At 74.2% G+C, this 14,716-nt stretch carries 14 protein-coding genes and 5 pseudogenes; 10 read left to right on the top strand and 9 right to left on the bottom strand.

From position 1 onward, the window contains the following. A pseudogene (locus U6N30_RS24440) lies at positions 1 to 408 on the bottom strand (aldehyde dehydrogenase family protein); the annotation flags it as partial. A 7-nt stretch (positions 409 to 415) separates the two neighbouring features. Beyond that, positions 416 to 1,411, bottom strand: coding sequence for a deoxyribose-phosphate aldolase (gene deoC, locus U6N30_RS24435; protein ID WP_422677978.1), 996 nt, complete (start codon positions 1,409 to 1,411; stop codon positions 416 to 418). Between the two features lie 203 nt (positions 1,412 to 1,614). On the opposite strand from deoC, the pseudogene U6N30_RS24430 reads away from it, so the two are divergent. Continuing rightward, a pseudogene (locus tag U6N30_RS24430) lies at positions 1,615 to 2,496 on the top strand (DUF222 domain-containing protein); the annotation flags it as partial. A gap of 373 nt (positions 2,497 to 2,869) precedes the next feature. Here the strand turns inward: U6N30_RS24430 and U6N30_RS24425 are convergent. Further along, positions 2,870 to 4,039, bottom strand: coding sequence for a hemerythrin domain-containing protein (locus U6N30_RS24425; protein WP_324274323.1), 1,170 nt, complete (start codon positions 4,037 to 4,039; stop codon positions 2,870 to 2,872). A gap of 472 nt (positions 4,040 to 4,511) precedes the next feature. Next, positions 4,512 to 4,922: pseudogene (locus U6N30_RS34535) on the bottom strand (TetR family transcriptional regulator); the annotation flags it as partial. Between U6N30_RS34535 and upp the strand changes: the two are divergent. Genes upp through U6N30_RS24410 form a run of 3 tightly spaced genes read left to right on the top strand, consistent with a single transcriptional unit; the run spans position 4,843 to position 6,512 of the window. Continuing rightward, positions 4,843 to 5,466, top strand: coding sequence for a uracil phosphoribosyltransferase (upp, locus tag U6N30_RS24420; RefSeq protein ID WP_324274322.1), 624 nt, complete (start codon positions 4,843 to 4,845; stop codon positions 5,464 to 5,466). The pseudogene U6N30_RS34535 and the gene upp sit on opposite strands and share 80 nt — an antisense overlap. Positions 5,467 to 5,468: 2 nt before the next feature. Further along, the gene (locus U6N30_RS24415) at positions 5,469 to 6,359 is read left to right on the top strand and encodes a Gfo/Idh/MocA family protein (RefSeq protein WP_324274321.1); all 891 of its coding nucleotides are present in this window, start codon (positions 5,469 to 5,471) and stop codon (positions 6,357 to 6,359) included. Between the two features lie 6 nt (positions 6,360 to 6,365). Next, complete coding sequence (locus U6N30_RS24410) at positions 6,366 to 6,512, top strand: hypothetical protein (protein WP_324274320.1); 147 nt, start codon at positions 6,366 to 6,368, stop codon at positions 6,510 to 6,512. Here U6N30_RS24410 and U6N30_RS24405 read toward each other — a convergent pair whose 3' ends face one another. The 5 genes from U6N30_RS24405 to U6N30_RS24385 form a co-directional block, all read right to left on the bottom strand. Continuing rightward, entirely contained in the window at positions 6,513 to 7,079 is a 567-nt protein-coding gene (locus tag U6N30_RS24405; RefSeq protein ID WP_324274319.1) for a dihydrofolate reductase family protein, read from the bottom strand. A 61-nt stretch (positions 7,080 to 7,140) separates the two neighbouring features. Continuing rightward, on the bottom strand, positions 7,141 to 7,473 hold the full coding sequence (locus U6N30_RS24400) for a hypothetical protein (RefSeq protein WP_324274318.1): 333 nt from the start codon (positions 7,471 to 7,473) through the stop codon (positions 7,141 to 7,143). A gap of 41 nt (positions 7,474 to 7,514) precedes the next feature. Beyond that, positions 7,515 to 7,970, bottom strand: a complete 456-nt coding sequence (locus U6N30_RS24395; protein WP_324274317.1) for a phosphohexomutase domain-containing protein — start codon at positions 7,968 to 7,970, stop codon at positions 7,515 to 7,517. Then, on the bottom strand, positions 7,925 to 8,779 hold the full coding sequence (locus tag U6N30_RS24390) for a phosphohexomutase domain-containing protein (RefSeq protein WP_324274316.1): 855 nt from the start codon (positions 8,777 to 8,779) through the stop codon (positions 7,925 to 7,927). Before U6N30_RS24390 ends, U6N30_RS24395 begins: the two co-directional genes overlap by 46 nt. A gap of 274 nt (positions 8,780 to 9,053) precedes the next feature. Beyond that, positions 9,054 to 10,439, bottom strand: a complete 1,386-nt coding sequence (locus tag U6N30_RS24385) for a purine-nucleoside phosphorylase (RefSeq protein ID WP_324274315.1) — start codon at positions 10,437 to 10,439, stop codon at positions 9,054 to 9,056. Between the two features lie 108 nt (positions 10,440 to 10,547). On the opposite strand from U6N30_RS24385, the gene U6N30_RS24380 reads away from it, so the two are divergent. The 6 genes and pseudogenes from U6N30_RS24380 to U6N30_RS34525 form a co-directional block, all read left to right on the top strand. Next, complete coding sequence (locus U6N30_RS24380; RefSeq protein WP_324274314.1) at positions 10,548 to 11,066, top strand: peptidase M16 family protein; 519 nt, start codon at positions 10,548 to 10,550, stop codon at positions 11,064 to 11,066. A 95-nt stretch (positions 11,067 to 11,161) separates the two neighbouring features. Next, positions 11,162 to 11,752 carry a hypothetical protein gene (locus tag U6N30_RS24375; RefSeq protein ID WP_324274313.1) on the top strand — a complete coding sequence of 197 codons (591 nt, stop codon included), beginning with the start codon at positions 11,162 to 11,164 and terminating at the stop codon, positions 11,750 to 11,752. Further along, positions 11,749 to 12,039, top strand: a complete 291-nt coding sequence (locus U6N30_RS24370; RefSeq protein WP_324274312.1) for a hypothetical protein — start codon at positions 11,749 to 11,751, stop codon at positions 12,037 to 12,039. The genes U6N30_RS24375 and U6N30_RS24370 overlap by 4 nt, the downstream gene beginning before the upstream one ends. 51 nt (positions 12,040 to 12,090) lie before the next feature. Beyond that, a pseudogene (locus tag U6N30_RS34530) lies at positions 12,091 to 12,264 on the top strand (AfsR/SARP family transcriptional regulator); the annotation flags it as partial. Continuing rightward, positions 12,240 to 13,133, top strand: a complete 894-nt coding sequence (locus U6N30_RS24365; RefSeq protein WP_324274311.1) for an AfsR/SARP family transcriptional regulator — start codon at positions 12,240 to 12,242, stop codon at positions 13,131 to 13,133. The pseudogene U6N30_RS34530 and the gene U6N30_RS24365, both read left to right, overlap by 25 nt. Then, positions 13,022 to 13,939, top strand: a pseudogene (locus tag U6N30_RS34525) (nSTAND1 domain-containing NTPase); the annotation flags it as partial. The gene U6N30_RS24365 and the pseudogene U6N30_RS34525, both read left to right, overlap by 112 nt. Between the last annotated feature and the right edge of the window lie 777 nt (positions 13,940 to 14,716).

Genomic DNA, 14,716 nt, shown 5'->3' with positions numbered 1-14,716 from the left:
GTCGGCCCAGCCCGCGTGGTAGAAGAAGTGCGCCGCGGCCAGCGGGACGTCGACGTCGCGGGACTCACGGATCGGCTTGCCGTTGTCCAGGCTCTCCAGGACGGCGAACTCGCGGGCGCGCTCCTGCAGCAGCCGCGCGATGCGGAAGAGGTACTTGCCGCGATCGGCCGGGCGCATCGGCCCCCACACGCGGGTGAACGCGCGCCGGGCGGCGGCGACGGCGCGGTCGACGTCGGCCTCGCTCGCGCCCGAGACCTCGGTGAGGACCTCCTCCGTGGCCGGGTTGACGCTCTTGAAGGGCTCACCGGTGCCGTCGACGAACTCGCCGTCGATGAACAGGCCGTAGGACGGCGCGATGTCGACGATGGACCGCGACTCGGGCGCGGGGGCGTACTCGAAAACACTCATGGCTGGATCAGTCCACCGTGACGTAGTCGGGGCCGGAGTAGTGGCCGGTGCGCAGCTTCTGCCGCTGCAGCAGGAGGTCGTTGAGCAGGCTGGAGGCGCCGAAGCGGAACCAGTCGGGGTCCAGCCAGTCGGCGCCGACGGTCTCGTTGATCAACACGAGGTGCTTGATGGCGTCCTTCGTCGTCCGGATGCCACCGGCGGGCTTGAAGCCGATCTGGCGGCCGGTGGCGGCGCGGAAGTCGCGGACCGCCTCGAGCATCACCAGGCTGACCGGCAGGGTCGCCGCCGGGTTCACCTTGCCGGTCGAGGTCTTGATGAAGTCGCAGCCGGCGAGCATCGCGATCCACGACGCCCGGCGCACGTTGTCGAGGGTGACCAGCTCACCGGTCTCGAGGATGACCTTGAGGTGTGCCTGCCCGGAGGCCTTCTTCACCGCGACGATCTCCTCGTAGACGTCGAGGTAGCGCCCGGCGAGGAAGGCCCCGCGATCGATGACCATGTCGATCTCGTCGGCGCCGTTGGACACCGCGTCCTCCACGTCGGCGATCTTCACCGCTCGGCTGGCGCGGCCGCTCGGGAAGGCGGTCGCGACGGCGGCGACGTGGATGCCGCTGTCGCCGAGCGCCTCGCGCGCGACGCCGGCCAGGTCGCCGTAGACGCAGACGGCCGCGACCTGGGGGCAGGCGGCATCGCCCGGGTCCGGACGCCGGGCCTTGGCGGCCAGCGAGCGGACCTTGCCGGGGGTGTCGGCGCCCTCGAGCGTGGTGAGGTCGACCATCGAGATCGCGGTGTCGATGGCCCAGGCCTTCGAGGTGGTCTTGATCGACCGGGTGCCCAGCATCGCGACGCGCGATTCGGCGCCCACCTGGTCGACGCCGGGCAGCCCGTGCAGGAAGCCGCGGAACGCCGAGTCGGAGCGGGTGACGTCGTCGTACGGCGGAAGCGGAGCCATCAACGCGCGCGCGTCATCGGACAGCGCGTCGGGGTCGAGCACGTGGGTCATGCGCCCCATTGTCCCCTGCGAAGGTTCATGATCCGAACCTGCAGCCCCGATGGGGTGGGGCGTCGCTTCCGATCGTGCTCTCGAGACTCTCTCAAGAGCCCCGTCAGCTGTGTGGATACGCGCCTGACCTGCGGATACAGGGTGCGTCGGTCCTTCTCGCACGGTAAACTTCGAACACCTGATCGAGTGGTGCGGGAGGTGTCGTGGGCGAGCTGCAGTCGGCGCTCGACGCCCTGGCCGTCGAGGATCTGCAGGCGCCGTTCCCGTCGCAGCTGCTCGACCGGCTCAGCGAACTGCTGGTGGCGTCCAACCGGCTGGCCGCCGAGATCGCCCGCACGGTGCGGGAGTGCGAGCGCACCGGCGCCGCCGAGCTCGACGGGAAGAAGACCATGGCCGCATGGCTGCGGGGGCACGCGCGACTCTCCCCGGCCGTCGCGTCGCGGGTGGTGCGCACCGGCCGGGCGCTGGAACACCTTCCGGCGGTGGCCGCCGGCTGCGCCGCCGGGACGATCACTGCTGAGCAGGCCGCGGCGATCGCCCCGGTCGCCACCGAGGAGAAGCTGGCCGCCGCCGCCGAGCACGGCGTGGACCTGGCGGGGGTGGATGTGGCACTGGCCGAGGTGGCCGCCACCCGCCCCTACGCCGAGCTGACTGAGGTGGTGCAGCACTACCTGGGCCGGCTGGACCCCGACGGGCCGGAGCCGGACCCGACCGAGGAACGGGAACTGTCCTGGACCCGTCGACCCGACGGCGGGCTGGACGGCCGGTTCCACCTCGACCCGGTCGCCGGGGACAAATTCTGCGCGTCGGTCGAGTCGATTCTGCAAGCCGGCCGCTGCGCCGCCGACACTCGCACCCGACCCCAGCAGCAGGGCGATGCACTGGTGCAGTTGTGCGACAACGCGCTGGCCTCCGGCGGCCTGCCGATCACCCGCACCGTGAAGCCGCACGTGTTCGCCCGTATCGACCTCGATGACCTGGTCGACCCGTCGGCCGGTGCGGGCGCCGGGCGCACCCAGTACGGCACCACCATCTCCGCCGCCCGCGCGCGCTGGCTCTCCTGTGACGGCAACGTCTCCCGCATCGTGTTCGGCCCCGACGGAGCCGTGCTCGACCTGGGCCGCTCCCACCGGGTTTCCACCCCTCCCTGCGCCGCGCCGTCGAACTCCGCGACGCCGGCTGCGTGTTCACCGGCTGCGACGCCCCGCCTGGTGGTGCGACGTCCACCACCTCATCCACTGGGCCTTCGGGGGCGAGACCAACCAGGCCAACTCAGCCCTGTTGTGCGAGCGGCATCACACCAAGGTCCACCACGGCTTCCGGGTGGAACGACAACCCGACGGCCGCTGGCGCACCTGGCGTCCCGACGGCACCGAGATCCTGATCGGCACACCGCTCCTCGTCTGACGGTCGGCATCGTCACTGACGTGCGGTGCAACCGACTCGAGCGGTCGGAGGTCAGGGGACGGGGTGGGGCGCGAACTGGTCGTGCAGGGCGTCGAGATTGGCCTGCATCTGCGGGCGCATGTCGCGGTGATGGGGGAGGAGTGCCCCGTACAGGGCGCGCATGGGCCGCACGGGGAGCCTGGTGATCTCGTAGGAGTGCACCACCCGGGTGCCGCCGTCGACCGGCTCCAGGTCGTAGCGCCAGGTGGTGGAGTCCCGGCGGGACAGGTCGATCCGCTCGGGCAGCGTCCGGAAAGCGAAGGCGCGACCCGTTTCGGCCGACACCACCTCGCAGCGGCGTGACCATCGGGCCGCCCAGCCGGAGTGGTTGCTCCCACGGAACACCGCCCCCACAGTTCCGTCGGCCGCTCCGGGCAGCCAGGCCGCCGTGTGGCACTCCGGGCTGCGTTCGCCGATGCGGGTCACGTCGCTGACCACCGCGTAGACATCGAGGGGGCCAGCGGGAACGACGCGCTCGACCGAACCGGAGGTGCGCCACGGGCGGTTGCTCACGCCGGTGGCCGTGCCATGGAGGCGGCGCGCGTACCGGGCGTAGACCCTTGGTGCGAGGTGGGGCATCAGCAGTCGTGGCCCGAGCGGGGCGTGCGACAGCATGCCCCGGATCACCACGGGGTCCGCCCGGTACATCACCATCCCGAACACCAGGGGCAGTTGCTTCCGGGGCAGCCCACCGATGCCCTCCTCGCCCAGCCGCTGCCACTCCGCCGGTGTCAAGTGCGCGGCCGCCAGCGGCAGGATGTGCTCCTCCTCGGCGGCCAGGTGCTCGGTGATCCGCCCGGTCAGCTCCTCGACCGCGGCGGCCAGGGTCTCCCTCGCCTCGGTGGCCGCGGTCAGCCGCCAGCCGGCGGCGGCAGCGGTGACCGTTCCTTGCGCCTCGGCGATGCCGTCGTGCTGGCTCTCCATCCGCTGCACGGTCTCCGCGACCTCCGTCGGCACGCGGGGCCCGAGCACGGGCCAGAGCAGCCGGTCCTCCCCGGTGTGGTGGTGGTGGAGCAGGTCGCCGAGCAGGTCGAGGTGGTCGGCCACGACGGCGGCGCGGGCGGTGTCCCCGTCCGTCACCCCGCGGACGAGGGCGGGCGCCTCGCCGAACTGGCGCCGGATCGAGTCGTGCACGACGACCATGTCGCGGGTGTCCGTGTCGGTCGTGGGGAAGGTGGTCATGCCGGGTTCCTGACGTCGGTGGGGGCGGCTCGGGAGGGACGAGCAGGGCGCAGATCTGTGCGGTGACGCACTGGACCAGCAGATCCACGGACCAGCCGAGGGTCGTCAGGGCGGTGTGCGCGGCGCGGGCGGTGACGACGAGCCACAGCGCGTCGGTCGCCGTGTCGATGCTCCAGCCGTGCGCCAGCGGACCGCGGTCGGCAACGGCCTGAACCAGGCGGCGGAGGTCCTTTCTGCGGTCCGCCTCGGCGGCGGACCACAGCGGCGCGGTCGCCGGGTCGGCGGTCGCTGCGTCCTCGAACGCGACCAGCAGCCCGCCGGCGCGCGCCCCGACCTCGGCGAGCGCACGGACGTACCCCTCGACGACATCGGCGGCTCGTGGTCGCGCGAGCGCGACGGTGAAGGCCTCGCGGTCGGTCATCGGCACGTCGGCGTCGTCCCCGCCCAGGGCGCGGTCGACGCAGGCCAGCAGCAGTGCGCTCTTGCTGCCCTGTGCGTACACGGTCTCCACGGAGGTACCGGCTGCACCGGCGATCGTCTTCATCGTCGTGCGCAGATAGCCGTCGCGGACGAAGAGTGCGGCCGCCGCATCGAGCACCGCGGCTCGCGTCGATTCGGCCTGCGCCCGGCGGAGGGGAGGCGTAGGGCCGAGTTGGCACCGCCGACTCCGGCGCGGCTGGATTCGACACAGCCGGACTGTGGCGAAAGCTCGCAGACGTGTCAAGAGGGGGCGGCGCGTGCGAAACCGGCCTTTCGGGCGCAGGCGCGAACCTCCCGATCCGGCGGCCGATACGGTGTGCCGCGTGCAGCTCACCGTCGTCGACCACCCGTTGGCCCGTGCCCGTCTGACCAGGATGCGCGACGAGCGGACGGACAACGCCATGTTCCGGGCCGCCCTGCGCGAGCTGACCCAGATGCTGGTCTACGAGGCCACCCGCGATCTCGCGATCGCGGAGGAGCCGATCCAGACCCCCGTCGTGGCGACGACTGGTTTCCGGCTGGCCGCGCCGCCGCTGATCGTGCCGGTCCTGCGGGCCGGCCTGGGCATGGCCGACACGGCGCACGGGATGCTCCCGGAGTCGCAGATGGGCTTCGTCGGCCTGGCCCGCAACGAGGAGACCTTCCAGCCCGAGGCCTACATGGCTTCGCTGCCGTCGTCGCTGGTCGACCGCGAGGTGTTCGTCCTCGACCCGATGCTGGCCACCGGCGGCTCGCTGGTGCACTGCTGCGGGCTGCTGACCGCCCGCGGCGCCACCTCGATCACCGTCCTGTGCGCGCTGGCCGCCCCGGAGGGCATCGCGCGCCTCGAGGAGAGCGGGCTGCCCCTGCGCGTCTTCACCGCCAGCGTCGACGAGGGCCTCAACGACAAGGCATACATCGTGCCCGGCCTCGGGGACGCCGGGGACCGCCAGTTCGGCGCGGTCTGACCGTGCGCTTCGGCGTCCTGGGCACCGGCTTCTGGGCCAAGGAGATCCACGCGGCCGCCCTCGCCGCGCATCCCGCGGCCGAGCTGGTCGGTGTGTGGGGCCGCGACGTCGCCAAGGCCAAGGCGGTCGGTGCCGAGTTCGACGTCCCCGGGTTCGGCGACGTGGACGAGCTGCTCGGCCAGGTCGACGCGGTCAGCATCGCGCTGCCGCCGGACGTGCAGGCGCCGCTGGCCGAGCGCGCGGCCGCGGCCGGCAAGCACCTCCTGCTGGAGAAGCCGATCGCCCTCGACGTCGAGGGCGCGGACCGGGTGGTGGCCGCCGTCGGGGACGCCGGTGTCGCCTCGGTCGTGTTCTTCACCTTCCGGTTCCGCCCGGCGACGGCGACCTGGCTCGAGCAGGTGGCCCGCACGACGGTGGCCGGTGGCCACGGTTCCTGGCTGTCGTCGCTCGCGGGCTCGCCGTTCGACTCCTCGCCGTGGCGCAAGGAGCGCGGGGCGCTCTGGGACATCGGCCCGCACGCGCTCTCGCTGCTGGTGCCCGCGCTCGGACCGGTCGTCGCCGTGCAGGCGGGCGCGGGGCTGGGCGACACCGTGCACCTGGTGCTCACGCACGGGTCGGGGGTCGCCTCGACGGTCACCGTGTCGCACACCGTGGCGCCGATGTCGGTGGGCAACGAGTTCTTCGTGCACGGGGACGCCGGGCGGCTGGTGCTGCTGCCGGAGGACCGGGTGGCACCGGAGGCGTTCGCGGTGGCCGTCGACGAGCTGATGCAGGCCGCGGTCGCCGGCGGCACGCACCCCTGCGACGTCGGTTTCGGGCGGGACGTCGTCGCCGTGCTGGCTGCCGCCGCGCGGGCACTGGAGTCCGGCTGCCGGGAGACCGTCGCGGGCTGAGACCGCGTGACCGTCAGGGCGCGGCGGCACTACGGCCCGGGCGACGTCCGGCTCGCCCACGGCCCCGAGGAGGCCGTGGAGATCGACGAGGTGGTCCGCGTCGTCGAGACCCTGGTGCTGACCGCACTGCGGACCTGCGGCACGCTGGACTGATCAGCCGCGCCTCCGGGCGTGGTGCAGCATGACCACCCCGTTGCCGAAGCGGCGGCTGTCCACCAGCTCCAGGTCGGCAGGGGCGTCGCCCGGCCCGAACAGGGGCCGTCCCCGGCCGAGCAGGACCGGGTTGACGAAGAGCCGGTACTCGTCGATCAGGTCGTGCCGTCGGAACGCGTCGATCAGGTCGGCGCCGCCGACCGTCATGTCACCGCCGGGCTGCTGCTGGAGCGACCGGATGTGCTCCGGGTCGACCTCGCAGTGCACGGAGGTGGCCCACTCGTCCTGCTCGAGCGTGCGGGAGAAGACGATCCGCGGGATGCGGCGGTAGATGCCCGCGAATTCCGGCATCGGCCCGCTGACCTCCGGGTCCTGGTCGGCCGCGGGCCAGAAGTCCGCCATCAGCTCGTGGGTGACCCGCCCGAACAGGAAGGCGCTCGTGGTCGCCAGGTACGCGTTGATGAACGCGTGCATCTCGTCGTCCATCGTGTGCCAGCTGATGTCCCGGTCGGGCCCCTCGAAGAAGCCGTCGAGGGACACCCCCATGTGCACGACGATCTTCCGCACCGGTTCCTCCGTTCGTAGGCGTTGCCGATCTGACCTGCCGCGCTCGCGGAACTGAGCGGTGTCAGAGACCGAGCGCCGTCGACATCTCCGCGCGCAGCTGGTCCAGCTCGTCCTCTCCGCGACCGCGGGCGGCGATCAGGCCGGCGTCCTCGTGCACCGGGACGACGGTCTCCAGGTAGGCCTTGAGCTTCGGCTCCGTGCCACTGGGCCGGACGATCACCCGGACGCCGTCACCGAGCAGCCGGACGGCGTCGACCGGCGGGTCCGCCAGCGCCAGATCCGCGTACGTCACGGGGCGGTCGAGCAGGGTCGCCGGCGGCTGCGCCCGCAGCCGCTCCATCGCGCCGGAGATCAGCGTCAGGTCCTCGACCCGCACCGACAGCTGCCCGGTCACGAACAGCCCGTGGGTGGTCGCCAGCTCGTCGAGCCGGTCGGTCAGCGTGCGCCCTCGGCCTTGAGCTCGGCGGCGAGCAGCGCGGCGGCGAGTGCCGCCGAGATGCCGTCCTTGTCCCGGGCGACGGACGGCGTGACCGCGTAGCCGAGCGCCTCCTCGTAGCCGTAGACGAGCGGCGCGTCGTCCGAGCCTGCGCGGATGATCCACTTGAACCCGGTCGGCGTCTCCGCCGACGGCTGCCTCGCCGCAGCGGCGATCACGTGCATCAGCGAGCCGCTCACCAGCGACGACGCGTAGGTCCCGCGCACGCCGCGGCGCAGCAGCCAGTCGGCCAGCAGCGCGCCGGTCTCGTCGCCGGTCAGCTGCCGACCTCCGCACACGACGGCGCAGCGGTCGGCGTCGGGGTCCTCGGCGATGGCCACGTCGGCGCCGATCCGCGCGGACAGCGCCTTCAGCAGGTCGGTCGCGCCGGGCTCCTCCGGGTTGGGGAAGGCCACGGTGCGGAAGGTCGGGTCGGGGAGTCCTGCTCCGGCACGGTCACCGGCTCCGCCAACCCGGCGGCGGCGAAGACCGCACGGGTCGTCTCCGCGCCGACGCCGTGCATCGCGGTGTAGGCGACCGTCAGGTCGCGGCGGCCGGCCACCCGCGCCGGCTCCAGCGCGTCGACGACGGCCGCCACGTAGTCGGCCTGGACGTCGTCACCCAGGGTCAGCCACTCGTCGGACAGCCGGACCTCGCGGGCCGGCCCGACCGCCGCGATCGCCGCCTCGATCTGCCGGTCGGCCGGCGGCACCAGCTGCGCCCCGTCGCCGAGGTAGACCTTGTAGCCGTTGTCGTCGGGCGGGTTGTGGCTGGCGGTCACCATGATCCCGGCGGCGCAGCCCAGATGCCGGACGGCGAACGCCAGCACGGGTGTCGGCAGTGCCTTCGGCAGCACCTGCACCGCGAATCCGGCACCGGCCAGCACCGCGGCCGAGATGTGCGCGAACTCGTCGGACCGGCGCCGGGCGTCGTAGCCGATGACCACGCCACCGCCCGCGTGCCCGGCATCGGCCAGGTAACGGGCCAGGCCGGCGGCGGCCCGGGTGACCACGGCGGCGTTCATCCCGGCCGGCCCGGCGCGCAGCGGGCCGCGCAGCCCCGCCGTCCCGAAGGTCAGCGGACCGGCGAAGCGCCGGGCCAGCTCCGCCATGGCATCCGGACTGTCATCCGAGGCCTCGACGAGCGCCTCGATCTCGGCGCGGTCGCCGTCGTGCGGATCGGCGTCGGCCCAGGCCCGCGCGCCGGCGAGCAGGTCGTCGCCCACCGCTACGCCCCGCTGCCCGGCGCGATGTCGCCGCGGGGTGCCGGTGCCGAGAAGTGCTCGGCGTCGAACTCCGGCAGCGTGTACTCGCCGCCGACCCGTGCGTGGACCGGATTGCCGGGGTCGGGCTCGCCGTGCGCCTCGACCAGGGCGTCGGCGTAGACCTCGGCGTCGTCCTGCGGGTCGTAGCCGAGCGCGCGGGCCGCGGTGAGGTCCCACCACTTGCGGGTGTTGGCCGAGACGCCCCAGACGACGGAGAAGCCCGGCGACGGTGCGGTCAGCGCGGCGTCGACCAGGGAGATGGTGTCGGCGGGGAGAGCCAGGTGGCGAGCTGCCGGGTCGTCGTCGGCTCGGCGAACGCGCTGCCGATCCGCAGGCAGACGACGTCCATGCCGTACCGGTCGACGTACAGCGAGCCGAGCGCCTCCATCGTCACCTTGGAGACGCCGTAGTAGGTGTCCGGCCGCGGTGCGGCGTCGACCTCGCGCAGCAGGCCGCCGTCCGGTCGCGGGGTGTACCCGGTGGCGTGGTTGCTGCTGGCCAGCACCACGCGGGGCACACCGTTGCGCCGAGCGGCCTCCAGTGCGCAGAAGGTGCCGTCGATGTTCGCCGTGCGGATCGCCGGCCAGGTCGACTCGCCGGAGATGCCGGCCAGGTGCACCACCGCGGACGCGCCCGCCGTGGCGTCGACCATGGCCACGAGGTCGGTCACGTCGGCGACGACCTGCTCCTCGCCGGGGCGGACGTCGGGAACCGGGATGACGTCCAGACTCCGCATCGCCCAGCCGCGCTCGGGCAGGCCACCGCGCAGCACCGTGCCGATCCGGCCGGCCGCGCCGGTCAGGAGGACGAGGCTCACGGGAGCCGCCCGATCAGCTCGACGAGGAACTGCCCCAGCCGGCCCGCGGCAGCCCGGCCCGCCGTGATGACCTCGTCGGCGTCGAGCTTTCGCCGGTGACCCCGCCGCGGCGTTGGTCACCAGCGAGAGCCCGAAGACCTCCAGCCCCTCGGCGTGCGCGGCGATGGCCTCCAGGGCCGTGGACATGCCGACGAGGTCGGCCCCCAGGGTGCGCAGCATGCGGATCTCGGCCGGCGTCTCGTAGTGCGGGCCGGGCAGCGCCGCGTAGACGCCCTCGGTGAGCGAGGGGTCCAGCTCGCGGGCCAGGGACCGGAGCCGCGCGGAGTAGAGGTCGGTGAGGTCGACGAAGGTGGCTCCGACCAGAGGAGAGCGCGCGGTGAGGTTGAGGTGGTCGCTGATGATCACCGCCTGGCCGACCCGGTGGTCGGTCGCCAGGCCCCCGGCGGCGTTGGTGAGGATCACGGTCCGCACGCCGGCCGCCGCCGCCGTCCGCACGCCGTGCACGACGGGGTCCACCCCGCGGCCCTCGTAGAAGTGGGTGCGGCCGAGGAAGAGGAGCACGCCCCGGTCGCCCACCCGCACCGACCGGACCTCGCCGCCGTGGCCGACCGCGGTCGGGGCTGCGAACCCGGGCAGGTCCCCGATCGCCACCGAGGCGGAGGCCTCGCCGAAGGCGTCGGCCGCCGGCGCCCAGCCGGAGCCCATGACCACGGCGACGTCGTGCGGTCCACCCAGCGCGGCGGTGAGGTCCTTCGCCGCCATGGCGGCGAGGGCGTGCGGATCGGTTCCGGGGTCCTGGTTCACGCAGGGACGCTAACGCAGGCGCACCGCTCCGATGGTCCCGCCCGCCTCAGTCGTCACCGGCCCGGCGTGGCGCCCGGTCCCGGAACCGGCGGCTCCGACCATGTCCGCGTGCAGCGCATCGAGATCGACGGGGTCCCGGTCCTGACCGCTTCCGGGCCGGAGCGTGTCACGGCGGCCCTGGTGTTCGGCGTGGGCCACCGGGACGAGACCTTCGCGACGGCGGAGGTGACCCACCTCGTCGAGCACCTCGTCATGGGGTCCCTGCCGAAGTCGCACCTCACGCGCAACGCGGTCACCGATGTCGACGTGACGGCGTTCTACGCGACCGGGCGGCCGGAGGCGGTGCGCGCGTTCCTCGACGGCGTCTGCCGGGCGCTCCGCGAGCTCCCGACCGACCGGTTGGAGTCCGAGGTCGGCGTCCTCCAGGCCGAGGACTGCTCGACCGGGAACTCCACCTACGGATCGCTGTGGGCCGCGCGGTACCGGCTGGCCGGACCGGGGCTCGTCGCGACCGGCGGCCCGGGCGCGGCCTACCTGACCGAGGAGGTCGTGCGGGCGCACGCGCGGCGCTGGTTCGTGCGGGGAACGCCGTCCTCTGGTGGCACGGCGAGCTGCCGGACGACCTGACGCTGCCGCTGCCGTCGGGTTCCCGGCCCGAGCGCTCCCTGCCCGCTCCCAGGCCGCAGGACGGGCCGGTCTGGACCGAGTACGTCGCGCCCGGCGTGGGTCTGCTGCTCGGCACCGACAGCACCTACGCCCCGGCCCTGAGCGTCGGCATCGAGGTCCTCAAGGAGCGGGTGCGCGACATCGCCCGGCACGCCCGCGGCCTGAGCTACCACGTCGACTCCATGGCGCTGGACCTGCACGCGGGCCTGCGGGAGACCGCCGTCGTCATCGACGCGCGCGAGGGTCAGGAGGGCGAGGTCGCGACGATCCTCTGGGACCAGTACTCGGCCCTGTGCGGCGGCGGCCCGACGGTGGAGGAGATCGGCCACGCGGTCGAGGGCTTCGTCGAGGAGCTCGACGGCGACGACGAGGCCGTGGTGCAGTCCGAGCTCGCCGACGCCGCCTACTGCACCGTCGCGCGCATCCCGTTCCACCCCGTCGCCGAGGTGCTCGCCGACTGGCGGGCCATGACCCCGGAGCGCGTCGCGACCGCGCTGCGGGCGGCCCGGGGCTCCGCGGTGCTCTACCTGCCCGAGACCGCGCGCTTCCCGGGCATCGACGGCGTCCACCGGCGCACCATGTGCAACCGCCAGGGGACCTCCCGCGCGGCGCGACGTTCCGGACCCCGGCGTTCACCCGACTGGTGAACAAGGCGGCCCGCATCTCCATCGTGGTCACCGACGACGGTCTCGCCGAGCGGGACGCCGACGGGGACGGTCACCTCATCCCGTGGCCGGAGGTCGAGGCGGTCGTGCCCGCCGACGACGGCAGGGGCTACCAGGTGGTTGGCCGCAACATGTGCGGGATCGTCGTCCACGAGGAGCTGTACGGGCGCAGGGCGGTGGCGGCCGTGCGCGAGCGCATCCCGGCGCACCTCTGGCTCGCGCCACCGCCCGGGTCGCGGTTGCCGGCGCCCCGCCGACCCGTCGACTGATCCGCGTGCGGAGGCCGGCTGCCCGGGTGTCCGCGGGGCTACCGTCCCGGCATGAGGATCGCGGTCCTCGGACCGCTCGACGTGCTGGACGACGACCTCGCTCCCGTCCCCGTCCCGGGAGCGAAGGAGCGGCTGCTGCTGGCCGCTCTGACGGTGGGCGCTCCTGCCGCGGTCAGCGCCGACCGGCTCGTCGAAACCCTGTGGGACGGCGATGTGCCGGCATCGGCCCGGAAGTCCCTGCAGGCTCACGTGGTGCGGCTGCGCAGCTCGCTGGAACCGGACCGACCCAGAGGCTCCACCGGTCGGTACGTCGTCCGCCGGGGGACGGCTACGCCCTCGCACTGGGCCGTGACGACATCGACGCGCTGCGCATCGGCGACCTCGCATCCCGGGGGCGGGCGCAGCTCGCCGCCGGTGATCCGGCGGGGGCGGAGGGGCAGCTCCGGGTCGCGGTCGAGCTGTGGCGCGGCGAGCCGTACGCCGACTGGCCCGACGCCGACTTCGCCGAGACCGAGCGGCGCCGGCTCGACGAGGTCCACTCCGGGGCCGTCGCCGCGTTCCTCGGGGCGCGGCTCGCGCTGGGCCGGCACGCCGACGTCGTCCCCGAGCTGGAGCGGCTGGTCGTCGAGGACGGCCTGCGGGAGGACTGGTGGCGGCTGCTCGTGCTGGCCCTCTACCGCTCGGGGCGGCAGGCGGATGCGCTGGCAGCGGTGCGACGGGCGCGGACGCTGCTCGCGGAGGAACTCGGCGCGATCCCCGGTCCGGCGCTGCGCGAGATGGAGGCCGCGGTCCTGGCGCAGGACCCGGCCCTGGAGCTGCCGGTCGGCCGTACGCCGCCCGTGGTCGTCCCCGGGCCCGGGGCAGCCTCCGGCGCATGCCCGTACAAGGGCCTGGCCGCCTACCAGGTGATGGACGCGCCGCTGTTCCACGGACGACGGCGCCTGGTCGCGAGCTTGGTGGGCCGGCTCGTCGACTCTCCGGGGTGGTGGTCTCCGGCCCGAGCGGGGCCGGCAAGTCCTCCGTGGTGCGGGCCGGGCTCGTACCGGCACTCGCCGAGGGCGGGATCCCCGGCAGTGCGGCGTGGCGGACGGTGATCGTCACACCGGGCCCGCAGCCGGTCGACGTGCTGGCCGGGCTGACCGGCGAGTCCCCGCCGGAGGCGCCCGTCCTCCTGGTGTGCGACCAGTTCGAGGAGTTGTGGGCGCCGGGGGTCGGACCGGCGGAGCGGACCGCCTTCCTCGACGCGGTCCTCGGACTGCTCGACGACGGGATCGTCGTCCGGTGCCTCGTGGTCGTGCGCGGAGACCACGTCGGTCGGCTGGCCGAGCACCCGGCGTTCGCCGCGCGGCTCGGCGCGGCTCTGGTGCTCGTGCCGGCGCTGACGGAGTCGGAGCTGCGGGAGATCGTCGAGGAGCCGGCACGCGGGGTGGGCCTCGCGGTCGACCCCGAGCTGGTGGACGCCGTCGTCGCCGACGTGCTGGGCCGGTCCGGCGCACTGCCCCTTCTCTCCACGGCGCTGGTCGGCACCTGGGAGCGGCGGCGGGGCGACACGCTCACCCTGGCCGGGTACCTCCAGGCCGGCGGTGTCGCGGGGGCGCTGACCCGTTCTGCGGAGTCGGCGTACACGGGGCTGGACGCCGAGGGGCAGGAGACCGCCCGCCGCCTCCTGGTCCGACTCGCCGACGTCGACGAGGGCGGCACGCTGGTCCGTCGCCCGGTGCGACTCGCCGAGCTGGATCTGGACTCAGACCGCGGCGACCATCGCCGGGCCGTGGTCGACGCGTTCGTCGGCCGCCGGCTGCTGGCGGTGGACGGCGAGCTGCTCGAGGTGGCCCACGAGGCGCTCCTCACCCAGTGGCCACGGCTCGCGCGGTGGCTGGAGGACGACGCTGCCGGACGGGCGGTCCGCCGGCACGTGGCCCCGGCTGCCCTCGACTGGGAGGCGTCCGGCCGGCCGGACGACGAGCTGTACCGGGGCGCCCGGCTCGCCGCCGCGCTCGACTGGGCCGCCGGCGCAGACGCGGACGTGACCCCCGTGGAGCGGCGGTTCCTCGACGCCTCGCGTGCCGGCGCCGAGGCCGAGCTGACCGAGGCCCGTTCCCGCGCCCGCCGGGAAGCGGCCGGGCGCCGGCGCACGCGCCGCCTGGCGGCCGGGCTGGCGGTCGTGCTCGTCGTCGCGCTCGTGGCGGCCGGCGTGGCGGTGGTGGCCCAGCGCCAGGCCGAGCGCGCATCCCTGGTCGCGGACGCCAACCGCCTGGCCGCGCTGTCGACCACGGCGGCCTCCCTCGACCTCTCCCTCCTCCTCGCGGCACAGGCGGTGCGGCTCGCCGACACGCCGGAGACGCAGGACGGCCTGCTCGGCGCGGTGGTCGCCGCAGGCCGCGCCGTGCGCGTCGTGCCGTTCACGGGACGGGCCCTGGCCGGCTCCCTGGCCGGCGGCGGCCGGACGCTGTTCCTCGGCGTGGGCGACGAGATCCTGCGGTGGGCCGTCGGGTCGTCGTCCATGCCCGAGCCGATCTACGAGTTCACGTACCCGTGGTGGACGAACGACGCCTCGCCCACCGAGGACGTGCTGATGGGCGCGGGTGTGCACGACGGCAGTCCCTGGGTGGAGCTGCTCCTCGCCGACGGGACGGTCCGGCCGTTGCTCGGAGGAGATGCGCTCGGCGGGGTGCCG

The sequence above is a fragment of the Blastococcus brunescens genome (assembly GCF_035320885.1).
GTDB lineage: Bacteria > Actinomycetota > Actinomycetes > Mycobacteriales > Geodermatophilaceae > Blastococcus_B > Blastococcus_B brunescens.
This window is presented reverse-complemented; position numbering and strand designations above follow the sequence as displayed.